Source organism: Yersinia sp. LJYL362, assembly GCF_048323875.1.
The window spans coordinates 1-15509 of record NZ_JBLWEX010000198.1 but is presented as its reverse complement, the minus strand read 5'-3'; the positions used below and the strand labels follow the sequence as shown (position 1 = coordinate 15509).

Below are 15509 nucleotides of genomic sequence, written 5' to 3'. Positions count from 1 at the left end.
GCAGCAAAGCCGATTCACAAAGAAACTTTCCAGTTATTCCGAGCACCCTGAACCCATTGGCATCGACAAAAAAGATCAACATGGTTTGGATCAGGATAAACAGCGCTTCAAGTCCCATCACTGACGGTGTCAAAATCCGGTTATTAGTGACCGTTTGGAATAACACGGTGGCAATACCGGCGGCAAAGGCCACCAATACCATCGTGGCTAAAATAAGGCCACGATGCACCAGTACATATTGAATATTGCCTCTAAGATTAATGGTCATGAAAATAACCATTGCGACAAGGGCAATAATACTCAATAACAATAATCGTTTTGCCGGTGAGCTTAATATTTTATTTTTCTCTTGGGATAGAGAGCTTGGTGAAGAATACTCATTAGCCTGCATGGCGTTTTGTCCTAACAATTAATAATAGGAAAACGAGTGCGCCAATTGCGCCCAGAATAACGCTGGCAGGTATTTCAAATGGGTAACTGACTAATCGACCAATAATATCGCATAACACCACCAGACCACCGCCACACAACGCCACCCAAGGGATGGTTCGACGCAGGTTATCCCCCATCGCCATGCTGACAATATTGGGTACAATTAATCCGAGGAAAGGCAGCACACCGATCACCACCACTACCACGCCGCTGATGATGGCAATAATAGACATCCCCATGAGCATAACCCGCTGATAATTCAAGCCGACATTAACCGAGAAATCCCGCCCCATGCCAGCGACAGTAAAACGGTCAGCGATCAAACAAGCAATCAACGTCAATGCACCCACAATCCACAACAGTTCATAGCGGCCTTGTAATACACCCGAGAAATCACCCGATTCCCAGCTGCCTAATGATTGCAGCAGATCAAACTCCATTGCCAGGAAAGTGGTTACTGCGCTAAACACCGCCCCCAGCATAATGCCGGTCAGCGGCACCATCAGCGCCGATTTCATTCTCATTCGTGCCAGTAGCAGCATAAAAAGTGCGGTACCGCCCATAGCAAAAACGGTCGCTACTAACATCTTAACCATGACCGGTGCGGCGGGGCTAAATACCATGACCAGCAGTAAGCCGAGACTGGCGGACTGGGTAGTACCGGCAATCGAGGGTTCGACAAACCGGTTCTGAGTGAGCATCTGCATAATGAGGCCAGCAACGCTCATGGCACTGCCAGCCAGAACCAAGGCTAATGTTCGCGGCACACGGCTTATCAAAAAGATATCGCGCATGTCGGGATCTGACCACACCTCGGACAAGGTGACATTACCGGCACCAATAAATAGGCTGCATGCCATAAGGCCCAGTAAAATAACCAGGCCTGCTATAAAGCTAAGATTTTTCATTAGTGAGCATTACTGCGCAGCGGCTTGTTTATCCAGCACTGAGCTGATTTTATCCATCAGTTGCATATAGCTTTGCACGCCGCCAGCAATATAGAGCGAGGCAGAATCGAGATAAACTACATGATCGTTTTGCCATGCTTTGGTTTTGCGAATCAGAGGGTTATCCAGGATTTGTTGTGCGGACTGATTTTCAGTGCGGCCAATGGCATTATCGCGATCAAGGACAAACAGCCACTCAGGGTTGGCATTAAGGATAAACTCGGAAGTCACCACGTTGCCATGATTGCCAGCTTCAGTGAAGCTGGCCGCAGGAGTGAAGCCTAACTCGTCAAAAATAAAGCCAAAACGCGAACCCGGTGTGTAGGCCGACATTTTTCCACCACTGACCATCACCACCATGGCAGACCCAGCGTTAGCTGACTTCTGCTTGATAGCATCTATCTGAGAAGTAAATTTACCCAGCAGTGTTTTTGCCTCTTCTTCTTTACCGAAAATAGATGCCAATTGTTCCGTACGCTGTGTCAGGCTTTGGGTAAAGTGCTTAGGATCGATATCCAGCGCGATAGTTGGGGCAATGGCGCTCAGTTTGTCATAGGCATCTTGAGCACGCCCCCCAGCGATAATCAGGTCAGGTTTAGCCTGACTCAGGGCTTCGTAGTCCGGTTCAAATAAGGTGCCGGCATTCAGGTATTCTGAACCGGTGTATTTGGATAAAAACGCCGGAAGATGGGTGCTGGTTTGGGGAACACCAGCCACTTTGATATTCAGGGCATCGGCCGTATCTAATACAGAGGGGTTCAGTATGATGACTTTTTGCGGGTTAAGTGGAACCTGAGTGGTGCCTTGCGCATGTTCGATACTGATTTTTGCCGTGTCTTCAGGGGTTGCCGATGAATTATCACACCCGGTAAGCACAGCAGTGAGTGCCAGTAATGATGAAAATAAAGCTAAACGTAATCGCATTTTCTCTCCTGAAAAGTGGGGATGTAGATATCCTTGATTGGGAACGACAATGATTTGCATTACTAATATCAGGATAATACCGATATATGCCTGTTATTAATAGTTTAGGTCGCCGGATCTGCGGATAAATCTTCACTCGGATAATGAGTCAAACCCATCACTCAAGTTTTTCTGATGAGAAAATTAACTGTAATCAATTGTTTTAATTAAATATAAAATCAACCATTGAGCTTACTGCGCCATGATTTCTCATCGCGCAGGGTTGGTGGTCAGTTGCTCTGATGATAAAGGATAGTTTCTAGCGCGAAACCGCCTCAACTATTGATAGGAAACCATCGGTTTCTATAATGCGGTTTATTCGCAAGTCCGCATCGGCGAGCAATCCTTGCAACTCAGTTTCGGTACGTTCTCTCCCACCATCAAGACATGCCAACATCATAATATCCATGCTCTTGCCATAATGGGGCTGGTTATCTTCCTGAATAAGGGCATCAATAATCAGCACTTTGCCATTAGCCCGCATCGCCTTACGACAATTTTGCAGTATGACTACTGCCTTTTCATCAGGCCAATCGTGGATAATATTTTTCAGTAAATAGATATCTGCCACTGGACATGACGCAAAGAAATTCCCGGATTGGAGCCTCCAACGTGAATCATCACCCAGCTCACTCAGGCAATTCTTGACCAGCACTGGCTCTTGATCGAATAAAATGCCGTGCAGGCTGGGGTTTGCCTGTAATACCCGCAGTAGTAATCCCCCTATTCCCCCCGCTATATCTGCCACAGTAATATTTTCTGGGAAGTTATAACTGCGCACCAGCCCAGGATTCTCCACGGCAGATAAAGAAGACATACCACTGTGAAAATCATAGTCGGAGGCCTGATTCTCTGGCTTTGACCAATACTCAAAAAAAGAAGTACCAAAAACCTGATTAAAAGCACAATGACCACGCACACTGTCGGCAACTAAACTCAGCGGGAGCCAGAAGGTTTCATCGGTGATCATCAGTACCGCTTCGCGTAATGAGTGGGGAGAAGATTGACATAAAAACTCCGCCGCTGGCGTCAGTTCAAATCGCTGCCCGGCAATTTCTTTAAAAATATTCCGAGTCGCCAGTAATCGCAGCACACGATGTAAAGGTAACGCCTCAACGCCTATTTTATCTGCCAATTCCTTTGCTGTTTTTGGCCCGTCTAAAAGATTGTCAGCAATACCCAACACGGCAACGGCTCGCAATGACGCCTGATAGGAAAACCCCGCCACTTGTTCCAAAAGATAAAATGCATTTTTTTCATTTTCAGGTGTAAGTGTTTTATTCATTTCCATGATTGTCATACCCCTAATAAAACCTTGGACAAACGACATAAATAAACAAGCCACGAGCGAGTACTAACAAATTAACCAGAAGTGAAAAGCCCGCAAATAATATGCGGGCAGAAAGAAAATTGAGTTTGATACAGGAGAATTTATACCCCAAATAATTCGAGTTGCAGGAAAGCAGTCGACGCACAGGCAGCTGGAACGATGAGGGGTATAAGAATCTCAATATTTAACGAGCAACCGCCTCGACTATCGAGATATAACTGCCAGTGTCTATAATGCGGTTTAATTTAAGATCGGCTTTGGCAAGCAACTCTTTCAGCTCGGTCTCGGTGCGTTCTCTACCGCCGTCAAAACTCCCCATCAACAGAATATCCATATATTTACCGAAGTGTGGGGCATTACTTTCAGGAATAACGGTCTCCATGATCAATACTTTCCCATTAGGGAGCATTGCCTTACGGCAGTTGTGGAGTATTTCGGCCGTCTTCTCATCTGGCCAGTCATGGGTAATGTATTTCAGTAAATAAATATCTGCCGCTGGACAGGATTCAAAGAAACTCCCCGGTTGGAGTCTCCAGCGAGAATCATCACCCAGCTCACCCAGGCGATTCTTTTCCAGAACTGGCGCGCGGTCGAATAAAATACCTTTGAGTGTTGGGTTAGCCTGCAATACGGTTAACAGTAACCCCCCCCTTCCCCCCGCAATATCCGCAACAGTGGCATTTTCAGGGAAGTGATAACCACGAACCAAAGCGAGGTTTTCCACCACCGACATAGAAGACATTCCCGAATGGAAATCATAATCTGGCGTGCGTGTCTGTGGTTTTGACCAATATTCGAAGAATGACATGCCATAAACATTTTTAAAGGCAGATTCGCCATGAACTTCGTCCACTACATTCCCCAATGGCCGCCACATTGTTTCATCGGTTAGCATCAATACCCCATAGCGCAATGAAAGCGGATGGGATGTGGATAAAAACTCAGCCGATGGAGTGAGCATAAATCTCTGCCCGTCAATTTCTTTAAAGATATCTCTGGTCGCCAGTAGTCGCAGGATGCGATACAAATTCAGCGATTCAACATCAAGTTCCTTACTCAATTGCTGTGCTGTTTTTGGCCCATCAATAAGATGGTCTGCCACCCCCAAAATAGCGGCAGCGCGAAGTGCCGCTTGGTAGGTGAAACCCATTGTTTGGTCTAATAAATATAATGCCGCTTTCTCACTTTCAGGCGTAAATGTCTTATTAGTTGTCATGCTTATAATACCTCTAATGTAATATTAAATAAGAGTTATAACCGCAACATCCAGACAAAACGTTAAGTCTCATTGAGGCAGAACCTTTGCCCGCATATATAATGACCGCTAAATACAAGCACGCCACTAACTAATGTTAAATACATTTAATGTTATTTGTTGTTTTTTATTTACGCGTGGCCGCTGCTGTTTACGCTATAGCTTAATATCCCTTGTCACTTTCATTACCAGCTTGATTTACCTAAATAATCATCTACATAGATACTTTACTCAATATAATCAATACTAAAGACATTGATAACATTATTGATATAGTCACTATTAACATGAAAATAACAGATAGCAAGACATTATTAATATGAAATAATAACCAAATTAAACATAAGACATAGGTATATAATTTCATCCATTTATTATATTAAAAGTGAAAAATTAACAATTCTAATAAATATAATATGTTGCTCAATAATATGGGTTCACCATTTAGTGAGAATAATTTAATACGTTAAATAAACTGATCAATGATTAATGAAGTGGTTCGATGAGAATCTCATTATGTGGATCTGTGCGTAGACCACTTAATCCGGAAAATAATCTGTCACTTTTGACAATAGATTGCTCAATCAGGCATACCTGTTTTGAGGATTGGAGTTTTAGCACCATGGGGCGTCATACAGAAACAGCACACGGGAATATTCCCCTGAACAAACACAGTGACAGCCGTTTAGCTAAAGGTTGGGTCAATGGGTTTATTGGGATGTTTATCTTCAGTGGTTCCTTACCCGCAACACGAGTAGCTGTATTAGAGTTTCCTCCATTGTTCCTGACGGGAATGAGAGCAGTATTGGCGGCGTTGCTGGCACTGAGTGTGTTGGTTATAACGCGGCAGAAACGACCACAGCAGCAAGATATTTTGCCGTTAATTCTTGTGGCATCTGGCGTCGTCATTGGCTTCCCACTGCTAACAGCACTGGCACTGCAACACACCACATCGGCACATTCTCTGGTTTACATCGGCCTACTGCCACTGGCAACGGCATGTTTTGGTGTCCTGCGTGGCAAAGAGCGCCCGAGAGCCGCTTTTTGGGTGTTCTCTGTATTGGGGAGTCTGCTCGTGGTTTTTTTTGCCGTAAGCCATAGCTCGGGAAGCTCAATTACCGGTGATGTACTGATGGTCGTCGCAGTGCTGCTTTGCGGCCTGGGTTATGCTGAGGGCGCGGTGCTTTCCCGCAAACTGGGGGGCTGGCAGGTTATCTCTTGGGCGTTGGTCATCTCTTTGCCTCTAACCGCGGGCGTAACATCGCTGACAGCGCCAGAGACTATGCCAACAGTGAGTACTGCTGCATGGGTAGCGCTGGCTTACGTCTCCTTGTTTAGCATGTGGATTGGGTTCATTTTCTGGTATCGAGGTCTGGCGCAGGGGGGGATTTCCGCCGTCGGGCAGTTGCAGCTATTACAACCGTTTTTTGGACTGGCGCTCGCCAGCCTGGTGCTCCATGAGACGGTGCAACTGTCCATGATTGTGGTCATGGCTGGCGTATTGGTGTGTGTATTTGGTGCCAAGAAATTTTCCAGATAAAGCTAAAACGATGGTGCCGCTGGTGCACCATCGTTCTCTCTTATTGTCGTGGAATCAGCGAGATAATAATTTCATTCAGCTTAATGATTGCCCGGACAATATCTTCGTTACTGTATCCCCCCAACCCAAGCAGCAGCCCGGAGCGACGAATATTGGTGCCATACATAGGGGAAATCGCGCGTACCGATATGCCTGTCGCCGTACATTTTTGTACTACTTTACTATCATCCAACCCCTGTTTTAGCCACAAAACCATGTGCATTCCCTGGTCGCAAGGTTGAAGTTCGGCGAGTTCCACGTTGATATGTGTTTTGACGGCCTCAATCAGCGCTCGGTGCTTTTCTGCATAAACACTGCGCATCTTCCTGATATGACGATCGAGATATCCCTCAGCCATAAAACTGGCCAGCACATACTGATCAGCACTCGGAGGATGGCGGTCCATCAACACCCTTGCCCCACAGAAAGCATCAACCAGCGCTTCAGGAACAATGACATAGCCCAGTCTTAAAGAAGGGAAAAGCACTTTACTGAAAGTCCCAAGATAAATGACTCTGGCAGGATCCAGCCCTTGAAGAGCAGCGAACGGATGCCCTGAATAGCGCATTTCGCTGTCATAATCATCCTCAACAATCCAGGCTTTATTCTCTTTTGCCCATGCCAACAGTGCCGTCCTCTGTGCCATGCTCATCGGCATCCCCAGCGGGTATTGATGAGATGGCGTGACAAACGCGACCTTGGCAGTCGGCGCAATATCTCTACCCGCGGTGACGTCAATCCCCGCTGCACCAACAGGAATTCTCGCCATCGTTCTGTCGAGAAATGCGCTAGTGAAAATCGCCGTAATCCCAGGGTATGCTGGCTCCTCAACCCATGCGCTATCACCAGTATCAAGCAGTATTTGGGTCGCCAAATACAGACCCTGCTGAGTGCCGGAGGTAATAATAATCTGCTGAGGCGTACAGTGAACCGAGCGAGATTTGCGCACGTACTCGCATATCGCTTCACGTAGTGCCAGCGCGCCTTGTGGATCACCATAGCCTGAAGGCGCTCCTGGCCCCTTGGCTCGAACCCGATTACCCAACCGCCGCCAAATATCATCGGGTGCGGTATCCAATGCAGGAACTGAAACGGCAAAAGGTACTGGTGCCAAAGGTTTCATCTGAGCCGCTGTTCGGGCAAATGCCTGAGCCTGTGCCGATAAAGGAATGTCGTCCTCGGCATGAGAAATAACCGGTGATGGCTTCTGAATATCACTCTCAATCAATTGGGCCACGCGTGTGCCAGAACCGTATTGTGAGTCCAAAAAACCCTCGGCCTTTAATTGCTCAAATGCCTCGAGTACCGTGCCTCTGGCGACATTGAGCGCACGAGAAAGAACGCGGGTTGAGGGTAAAAGATCCCCCGCTTTCAGTTCACCTTTATGGATAGCATTACGCAGGGATCTCGCCAGTTGCAGACTCAAATTCCCGGTGGTTCGGTTCAACTCACCAATGACCGGAATATCAACCACCTTGGCTTTTCTCGACATTAATTGTGGCCCATTAATTAATCAGCAATCTGGTACTTAATAGTAAACCACTATTACCGTACTTTCGACGCTATCAGGCCGTTTTCATCCCATTTGATATGGGCATATAAAAAACAAATAGCTAAAGGAGTGGAATATGTACTCTCCGCGTCAATTCCAAGAGCATCGCCCAGAAGTTTTGCATGCGCTTATTCAGCAACATCCGCTGGGTATTCTTGTGAGTCAAAAAACCGGGATACTCGATGCCTGGCATATTCCCTTCGCGTTCCAGCCCTCAGAGGAAGGTGCGGGTTCGCTACATGCTCATATAGCGCGAGCAAATCCGCTTTGGCTGGACGTGCAGCAAAACGAAGAAGTGCTGGTGATTTTTCGTGGGGAAAATGCCTATATCTCCCCCAGTTGGTATCCCAGTAAACACGAGCATCACCAACAAGTGCCAACCTGGAACTATCAAACAGCCCATGTACGCGGAAAAATCATCATTCATGATGATAAGTTCTATCTTCATGACCAGTTGACCCAGCTGACAAAGCAACAAGAATCCATGCAGGAAAAGCCCTGGCAAATAGCAGATGCGCCAGAGCAATATATCAACGCCATGATAAAGGCGATTGTCGGGGTCGAGATAGTGATTACAGAGCTGACCGGTGTGATGAAACTTAGCCAAAATAAGAGCGACGCCGATGCTACCGGTGCAAGTGAAAATCTAATAAAAAATGGCAATGTTGCTATTGGGCAGGCGATTTTAGCGAAAAGGCTCACGCGTTAGCCATTATTCTGCGGTAAAAACAGGCTGATTGCGGCTTTGAGTCGCGCTATTCCGATCGCGGTTTACCCGTTTTCTATTCTTACCTATGGCTGGCTTTATTGTGCCAGCCCGCAAATTTCGTGCAAATTCCAAGCAGTTATATGACAGTTTCGTGAACAATCTCTAAAGTAACGATAATTAATTTGATCTATCTACGCGGGTAGATACACTAAAAACACGAAACAAGATTAACGTTATCTAATGTTTCCTCGTTCAACCCAGTTTTGCTGATTAACTCCGGTAACTGAGTAACAGACGAATAAAGACACATTAGTGCGTGAACATAATGCTTCAACACCAGGGGAACTTTTTTAATGACTTCACTAAATAGCTCGGCGGCAGACAATGCTCCATCAGAGAGCATGGCTGCGGAAGAGCGCCTGGCTACGCCCGAAGGCCGTAAAGACTTTTGGCGCGCAACCTTTTCGTGCTGGCTCGGCACGGCCATGGAATATGCAGACTTTGCACTTTATGGTTTAGCGGCTGGCATAATATTTGGTGATGTCTTCTTCCCTGAAGCAACACCTGCAATCGCGTTGTTATCCAGTTTCGCCACTTACTCTGTCGGCTTTATTGCCCGCCCTATTGGCGCGCTGCTGTTCGGTAGATTAGGTGATCGCAAAGGCCGGAAAGTGGTGATGATTACCACCATCAGCTTGATGGGGGCTTCCACTACCATGATTGGTCTGATCCCAAGTTACGCCTCTATCGGCTTGTGGGCTCCGGCCTGTTTGGCTTTCTTGCGTTTTATGCAAGGGCTGGGAGCGGGTGCCGAACTGTCTGGTGGCGCGGTGATGTTGGGAGAATATGCTCCCACCAAAAGGCGTGGTTTAGTCTCCTCCATTATCGCATTGGGGTCTAACAGCGGTACGCTGCTGGCGGCATTGGTGTGGTTGCTGGTCTTGCAGATGGACAAACAAACTCTGCTCGACTGGGGCTGGCGCATTCCATTCCTTTCCAGCATTTTAATCGCTGGTGCAGCACTGTTTATCCGTCGTCACATGCGTGAAACTCCGGTCTTTGAACGCCAAAAATTGGTGTTGGAACAACAGCGTCAACAAGCATTAGCCTTGGGCCGCGAGCATACGGCCGAAGTGGATAATCGCACTTTCTGGCAGCGCAGCAAATCGTTTTGGATAATGGTGGGCTTGCGTATTGGCGAGAACGGCCCGTCTTATCTGGCTCAAGGTTTTATGATTGGCTATGTTGCCAAAGTGCTGATGGTGGATAAATCAGTGCCCACCATGGCGGTATTTATTGCTTCCTGTCTGGGCTTCCTGATTATTCCACTGGCGGGTTATCTGTCAGACCGCTTTGGCCGCCGTATTACTTATCGTTGGTTCTGCCTGTTATTAATTATCTATGCTTTCCCGGCATTTATGCTGTTGGAAACCCGCGAGCCGATTATTGTAATGGGGACTATCATTGTAGGTATGGGTTTGGCGTCACTGGGTATCTTTGGGGTGCAAGCAGCATGGGGTGTCGAGTTATTTGGTGTGACTAATCGCTATACCAAGATGGCAGTCGCGAAAGAGTTAGGCTCCATTTTATCCGGTGGGACTGCACCATTAATCGCGGCAGCCATGTTGACACTCACTGGCCACTGGTGGCCAATTGCACTGTATTTCGCCGTAATGGCGGGGATTGGGTTCGTTACCACGTTCTTTGCGCCAGAAACTCGTGGGCGTGACCTCAATTTGCCAGAAGATGCGATTTAATAGCAGAAAACGCCATTCTCTGATGTAACTATCTGTTATTCCCAGTAAAGTGAGTTTATTGCCACCTTTACTGGGGATTTCCCCCAGATATCTCCTTTAGGGATGTTTAGCATCGAGGTAACTTTGGTCAACCCGCAGTCTCGTCGTATTACACGTTCTGATGTCGCACGCGAAGCAGGAACTTCTGTGGCGGTAGTGAGTTACGTCATTAATAACGGGCCACGGCCAGTTGCTCCCGCCACCAAACAACGCGTGCTTGATGCGATTAAAAAAACCGGCTACCGCCCCAATGAGATTGCCCGCTCATTAGCGCGCGGGACCACTCAAACCTATGGCCTGATTGTTCCCAATATTTCCAACCCTTTTATCTCGTCAATGGCCCATGCTCTGCAACGTGAAGCCTTTGCCAACGGGCAAGTATTGTTATTGGGTGATGCGGGAGATGACCGGCAGCGCGAACGAGAACTTATCAATAATTTGCTGCATCGTCAGGTTGATGGCTTGTTATATACCAGTGTTGATCGCCATCCCTATATCGAATTAATTCAGGCTACTGGCACGCCTTTTGTCATGCTCGACAGAGTCGATGATGCACAAAAAATCAGTGCTATTCGTGTGGATGAACGCGCTGCGGCGTTTCAGGCCACTCAACATCTGATTGAACATGGTCATCGTGACATCGCCATTATTTGCGGCCCGCTGGATATGCTCAATACTCAAGATAGGTTGAATGGCTGGCGCGATGCATTGCAACAAGCGGGGCTGCGGGTACGCAATGAGTGGATTTTCTCGACCACATATACCCGCCCCGGCGGTTATCAGGCCGCGCAACAAATGTTGAAAGGGCCATTGCCACAGGCACTATTCACCACCAATGAATTACAAGCATTGGGCTGTTTACGCGCTATGGCCGAGCATAATCTGACCGCACCGAGAGATCTGGCGCTTATCTGTTTTAACGGCACCATTGAGTCTGAATATAACGTGCCTTCATTAACGACCGTACGTCAGCCGTTGGATGCCATGGCAAAAACCGCCATAGAAATGCTAAAAAATTGGGACGGTAAACCGACTATTCGTGAATTCGCTTTTTCGCTGCAAATCGGTGAGTCCTGCGGTTGTTCCCATAGCCAAAGAAATTGATTTCCCATTATAAAAGTTAAAAACATGCGTTTAATTATTGATTGTGACCCAGGAAATGGCGTACCCGGCGCCAATGTCGATGATGGTTTGGCTCTCGCACTGGCCATCGCCGCCCCGGAAATAACATTAGAATTAATCACTATCGTGGCGGGAAATACCCCATGCGAAGTAGGATTTTCTGTTGCCCATGATTTAGTGAGCCGTCTGGGATTGGATATCCCCATCATTCGAGGCGCGTCGCAAGCGCTGGTGGAGCCAACTGCACTTTGGCGCGATAAACTCGATAATGGCGCAGCCAGAAATGGATTAACTGCACTTTGGCAACAAACACCGGTGCCACCTCAGGTAGCTTCCGGAGCACCGTTAGCGGCCCATGCCATCGGTGAATTAATTTGCAATAACCCCGGTGAAATAACCTTAGTGGCTATTGGCCCACTGACAAATATCGCTCATGCCATACAGCTTTACCCGCAAATGGCGTCATCGGTGGCAGAAATTGCTATCATGGGAGGCGTCTTTAATGTCGAGGGTTATCTTAAAGACACTAATTTTGGTATCGATCCCGAAGCTGCACATGTGGTGCTGACCAGCGGTGCTAACATTACACTGGCACCTTTGGATGTCACCACGCAGACCCAAATGCTGCATCAAGATTTGGATAAGATTGCGCAAATTGACTCGCTACTCAGCCGCTATCTGGTAGAAACCCTGCGCCCGTGGATAAGCTACTCGATGCAAACTCGTGGGTTGCCGGGTTGTTGGGTTCATGATGCACTGGTCGTCGCCTGGTTACTGGATAAAAGCATCGTGACCACCACCCGCGACTATATTGATGTTGCGTTGGAAGGGGCACTGACCCGCGGTATGACATTACGCTTTAGCCCGGAGAATCTGCGTTTGGATGTCGGTATTCCGGCACCACAGGGCAAACCGGCAAACATACTGCAAACTGTTGATAATAAAAAGCTCCTGGATGCCATCCATCAAGCCTTGAGCAATTTCACCTATACCCAAAATAATTCGAGTTGCAGGAAGGCGGCAACTGAGAAAATCCCCGGGAGTCTACTTACTTTAAGGTCAACGACCAGTAAGTGACTGAGGTGAGCGAAGGCAGCTAACGCACATGCAGCTTGAAGAATGACGGGAATAATCTGGAGCCACTCACCACAATCTGAGACTGACCATGCTGACACTGCTTCATCTGCTTTCATCTGTCGCCCTACTGGTGTGGGGCACACACATCGTCCGCACAGGTATTATGCGGGTTTATGGTGCTGATTTACGCCGAGTCCTGAGCGCCAGTATCCAGAAAAAACCGACGGCATTTATGGCCGGGATTGGCGTCACCGCGCTGGTGCAAAGTAGTAATGCTACGGCGTTGCTGGTGATTTCATTTGTCTCACAGGGGCTGATTTCATTGTCCCCTGCCCTGGTGATTATGTTAGGGGCCGATGTCGGCACCGCACTGATGGCGCGAGTGCTGACCTTTGATCTCTCCTGGTTGTCGCCACTGCTGATTTTGGGCGGGGTCATTGTCTTCCTCGGGCAGCGCAAAGCGCGTGTGGGCCAGATGGGGCGAGTGTGTATTGGTCTTGGGCTGATTATTCTGGCGCTGCAACTGATTGTCACCGCCGCCGGGCCGATTACACAGGCGACTGCGGTTCAGGCCATTTTCTCCTCCCTGACCGGTGATACCATTCTGGCGCTGCTGATTGGTGCGCTGTTTGCCATGATCAGTTATTCCAGTTTAGCTGCCGTTCTGCTGACCGCGACACTCGCCGCCACCGGTCTGGTGCCACTGAATATCGCGCTCTGCATTGTGATTGGTTCAAATCTGGGCAGCGGATTTCTGGCCTTAATCAGTAGCCGTGGGCAGAATGCCGTCTCCCGCCAAGTGGTGTTGGGGAGCTTGCTGTTTAAGGTTATTGGCTGCATTTTGGTGGTTCCCTGGGTCAATGTGTTAGGGCAATGGCTGTTCGGGCGAAATTTACCTGCCGCCGAAGTGGTCATTTACTTCCACGTTTTCTATAACCTTCTGCGCTGCTTGTTGATGTTGCCATTTGTTGGAGTGATGGCACGTATTTGTAGCCGGTTGGTCAGTGATGACCCCAATACCGCACAGCCCTCAGCGCCGCGTTATCTCGATATTACCGCTATAGATACTCCATCGCTGGCATTAGCCAACGCAGTGCGGGAAACCCTGCGTATGGGGGATGTGCTGGAGCAGATGTTATTTCGCTTTAAAGAAGTGTTGGAGGGCAATAAACAGCAAAAGCATGAAGTCAGCTTGTTGGAAGATGAAGTCGACATGCTGTATAGCGCGATAAAACTGTATTTAGCCCAAATTCAGCAAGATGAATTAGGCGAGATTGATTCACGGCGATGGGCAGAAATCATTGATACCGCAGTCAATCTCCAGCAAGCAGGCGATATTATTGGCCGCATGACCTCGGATGTCGCCGCCAAATCACTCAATGCGCGCAAGCCATTTTCAGCCGAAGGGTTGGAGGAATTAAATACCCTACATGCCCGGTTGGTGACGAATCTAGATTTAGGAATGTCAGTATTTTTATCGCGCGATATTAATAACGCTAAGCGCTTACGCCGCGCCAAACATCGTTTTCGCTTACTAAACCGCCGTTACTCTCATGCTCACGTCGAGCGCCTGCATCAACAAAACGTGCTAAGTATTGAGACCAGCAGCCTACATATGGGGCTATTGGGCGATATGAAGCGCTTGAACTCACTATTCTGTTCAACGGCATATCATGTATTGGAAGTGCAGGAAGAAGCATTGGATTAAATAACAAGTTGGGGGGAGTAAAAAACGCTCCCCAAAATTATCTTAGATAAATAGTATTAAGAAAATATATCCAAAACAGTTAACCAGCCCAATCGGTCAGAATCTGCTGTGTGGTTTTTACAGAAATACGATTCCCCGGAATGGCAAGTTCAGACCAGACTTCATTATGCTGTGCAATAAGTTGCTGGGCGGTGACGTGTTGTCTATCCGCAGTAGTATGGGCATCAGAGGCAATGGTCAGAGCGTATCCCTTACTGGCTGCAATTTTAACTGTGGTATCAACACAATAATCAGTGGCACAACCGCAGATAGTGAGATGAGTTGCCCCCAATTTGGCGATAACATTATCGAGTGAAGTTCGATAAAACGAATCACAAGCCGTTTTATTCACAGATATTGCGCTTTCCGGGTGATGAAGCTCCGGCAATAGCTGCCACAACTCACTCCCCTCGGTCATGTCATCTTCAATATGTTGTATGAAAATAACCTGGTCAGCATGGTCTATCAGTTGATTAATACGGGCTACCCTACCTACGCTATCAAAGCGAGGATTAGCTAAAACACCATTTTGCATATCAATGACCACAACAACCTTTTCTCGACCCACAGCCAACCTCTGCCATTTATGTGAAATATTGACCTAAATTAGAACAAAATCAGCTGGAACAACATAGGTTAAGTAAAATCAGGCTTTACCCCAAAGGCTAACTCTAGAACAAAACAAACTGGTCTCTACCGCCATTCTTTGCCTGATAGAGGGATTTATCTGCCAACTCAATAGCATGATCAAATGAGCTATCTTTGACATACAAAGCAGCACCAATAGAGATAGTAATGCTTAAAGAGTGGTTATCAGGAGTAACAAATAGGGTGTCTCGAATATGCAAAATAATTCGGTCCAAAATCTCACTAGCAATCTTTCTATCAGAAGTATGAATCAATAATAGAAACTCTTCACCACCATAACGCCCCAGAAAATCATTTCCGCGTATTATCGACCTCAGCTCCTGAGCAATATCATATAAAATTTTATCACCCG

At 47.4% G+C, this 15509-nt stretch carries 13 protein-coding genes and 1 pseudogene; 6 read left to right on the top strand and 8 right to left on the bottom strand.

The features are described 5' to 3' along the window. The 5 genes and pseudogenes from ACNSO8_RS10175 to ACNSO8_RS10155 form a co-directional block, all read right to left on the bottom strand. A pseudogene (locus ACNSO8_RS10175) lies at positions 1-391 on the bottom strand (enterobactin ABC transporter permease); the annotation flags it as partial. After that, entirely contained in the window at positions 381-1340 is a 960-nt protein-coding gene (locus ACNSO8_RS10170; RefSeq protein WP_005173884.1) for an ABC transporter permease, read from the bottom strand. The gene ACNSO8_RS10170 and the pseudogene ACNSO8_RS10175, both read right to left, overlap by 11 nt. A 9-nt stretch (positions 1341-1349) precedes the next feature. Then, the gene (locus ACNSO8_RS10165; protein ID WP_057620813.1) at positions 1350-2303 is read right to left on the bottom strand and encodes a siderophore ABC transporter substrate-binding protein; all 954 of its coding nucleotides are present in this window, start codon (positions 2301-2303) and stop codon (positions 1350-1352) included. Positions 2304-2601: 298 nt separating this feature from the next. Next, positions 2602-3633 carry a methyltransferase gene (locus ACNSO8_RS10160; RefSeq protein ID WP_019079041.1) on the bottom strand — a complete coding sequence of 344 codons (1032 nt, stop codon included), beginning with the start codon at positions 3631-3633 and terminating at the stop codon, positions 2602-2604. Between the two features lie 223 nt (positions 3634-3856). Further along, complete coding sequence (locus ACNSO8_RS10155; RefSeq protein ID WP_019079042.1) at positions 3857-4888, bottom strand: methyltransferase; 1032 nt, start codon at positions 4886-4888, stop codon at positions 3857-3859. A 661-nt stretch (positions 4889-5549) separates the two neighbouring features. Here ACNSO8_RS10155 and ACNSO8_RS10150 point away from each other — a divergent pair. Further along, positions 5550-6467: a DMT family transporter gene (locus ACNSO8_RS10150; protein WP_418394530.1), complete on the top strand. Its 918-nt coding sequence runs from the start codon at positions 5550-5552 to the stop codon at positions 6465-6467. 40 nt (positions 6468-6507) lie between these two features. On the opposite strand, the gene ACNSO8_RS10145 is transcribed toward ACNSO8_RS10150, so the two are convergent. Then, positions 6508-7998: a PLP-dependent aminotransferase family protein gene (locus tag ACNSO8_RS10145; RefSeq protein ID WP_418394529.1), complete on the bottom strand. Its 1491-nt coding sequence runs from the start codon at positions 7996-7998 to the stop codon at positions 6508-6510. A gap of 136 nt (positions 7999-8134) precedes the next feature. Here ACNSO8_RS10145 and ACNSO8_RS10140 point away from each other — a divergent pair, with 136 nt between their 5' ends. From ACNSO8_RS10140 to ACNSO8_RS10120, 5 genes are all read left to right on the top strand, one after another. Beyond that, on the top strand, positions 8135-8767 hold the full coding sequence (locus ACNSO8_RS10140) for an FMN-binding negative transcriptional regulator (RefSeq protein ID WP_019082376.1): 633 nt from the start codon (positions 8135-8137) through the stop codon (positions 8765-8767). A 353-nt stretch (positions 8768-9120) separates the two neighbouring features. After that, positions 9121-10524, top strand: coding sequence for an MFS transporter (locus ACNSO8_RS10135; RefSeq protein WP_050130365.1), 1404 nt, complete (start codon positions 9121-9123; stop codon positions 10522-10524). A gap of 186 nt (positions 10525-10710) precedes the next feature. Beyond that, positions 10711-11667 carry a LacI family DNA-binding transcriptional regulator gene (locus ACNSO8_RS10130; protein ID WP_046695651.1) on the top strand — a complete coding sequence of 319 codons (957 nt, stop codon included), beginning with the start codon at positions 10711-10713 and terminating at the stop codon, positions 11665-11667. 24 nt (positions 11668-11691) lie between these two features. Further along, a complete protein-coding gene (locus tag ACNSO8_RS10125) occupies positions 11692-12762 on the top strand; it encodes a nucleoside hydrolase (RefSeq protein ID WP_050321809.1) in 1071 nt (356 codons plus the stop codon). Between the two features lie 88 nt (positions 12763-12850). Continuing rightward, on the top strand, positions 12851-14470 hold the full coding sequence (locus ACNSO8_RS10120; RefSeq protein WP_019082372.1) for a Na/Pi cotransporter family protein: 1620 nt from the start codon (positions 12851-12853) through the stop codon (positions 14468-14470). Positions 14471-14549: 79 nt separating this feature from the next. On the opposite strand, the gene ACNSO8_RS10115 is transcribed toward ACNSO8_RS10120, so the two are convergent. Further along, on the bottom strand, positions 14550-15077 hold the full coding sequence (locus ACNSO8_RS10115; protein WP_019082371.1) for an isochorismatase family protein: 528 nt from the start codon (positions 15075-15077) through the stop codon (positions 14550-14552). 103 nt (positions 15078-15180) lie between these two features. Further along, a partial coding sequence (locus tag ACNSO8_RS10110; RefSeq protein WP_418394528.1) for a GGDEF domain-containing protein occupies positions 15181-15509 on the bottom strand: 329 nt, incomplete at its 5' end.

Bases quoted from the DNA above. Each gene is read 5' to 3' on its own strand.
- ACNSO8_RS10160 (WP_019079041.1), bottom strand. From the start codon at position 3,633: ATGGAAATGAATAAAACACTTACACCTGAAAATGAAAAAAATGCATTT.
- ACNSO8_RS10145 (WP_418394529.1), bottom strand. From the start codon at position 7,998: ATGTCGAGAAAAGCCAAGGTGGTTGATATTCCGGTCATTGGTGAGTTG.
- ACNSO8_RS10120 (WP_019082372.1), top strand. From the start codon at position 12,851: ATGCTGACACTGCTTCATCTGCTTTCATCTGTCGCCCTACTGGTGTGG.
- ACNSO8_RS10150 (WP_418394530.1), top strand. From the start codon at position 5,550: ATGGGGCGTCATACAGAAACAGCACACGGGAATATTCCCCTGAACAAA.
- ACNSO8_RS10165 (WP_057620813.1), bottom strand. From the start codon at position 2,303: ATGCGATTACGTTTAGCTTTATTTTCATCATTACTGGCACTCACTGCT.
- ACNSO8_RS10170 (WP_005173884.1), bottom strand. From the start codon at position 1,340: ATGAAAAATCTTAGCTTTATAGCAGGCCTGGTTATTTTACTGGGCCTT.
- ACNSO8_RS10125 (WP_050321809.1), top strand. From the start codon at position 11,692: ATGCGTTTAATTATTGATTGTGACCCAGGAAATGGCGTACCCGGCGCC.
- ACNSO8_RS10140 (WP_019082376.1), top strand. From the start codon at position 8,135: ATGTACTCTCCGCGTCAATTCCAAGAGCATCGCCCAGAAGTTTTGCAT.
- ACNSO8_RS10155 (WP_019079042.1), bottom strand. From the start codon at position 4,888: ATGACAACTAATAAGACATTTACGCCTGAAAGTGAGAAAGCGGCATTA.
- ACNSO8_RS10135 (WP_050130365.1), top strand. From the start codon at position 9,121: ATGACTTCACTAAATAGCTCGGCGGCAGACAATGCTCCATCAGAGAGC.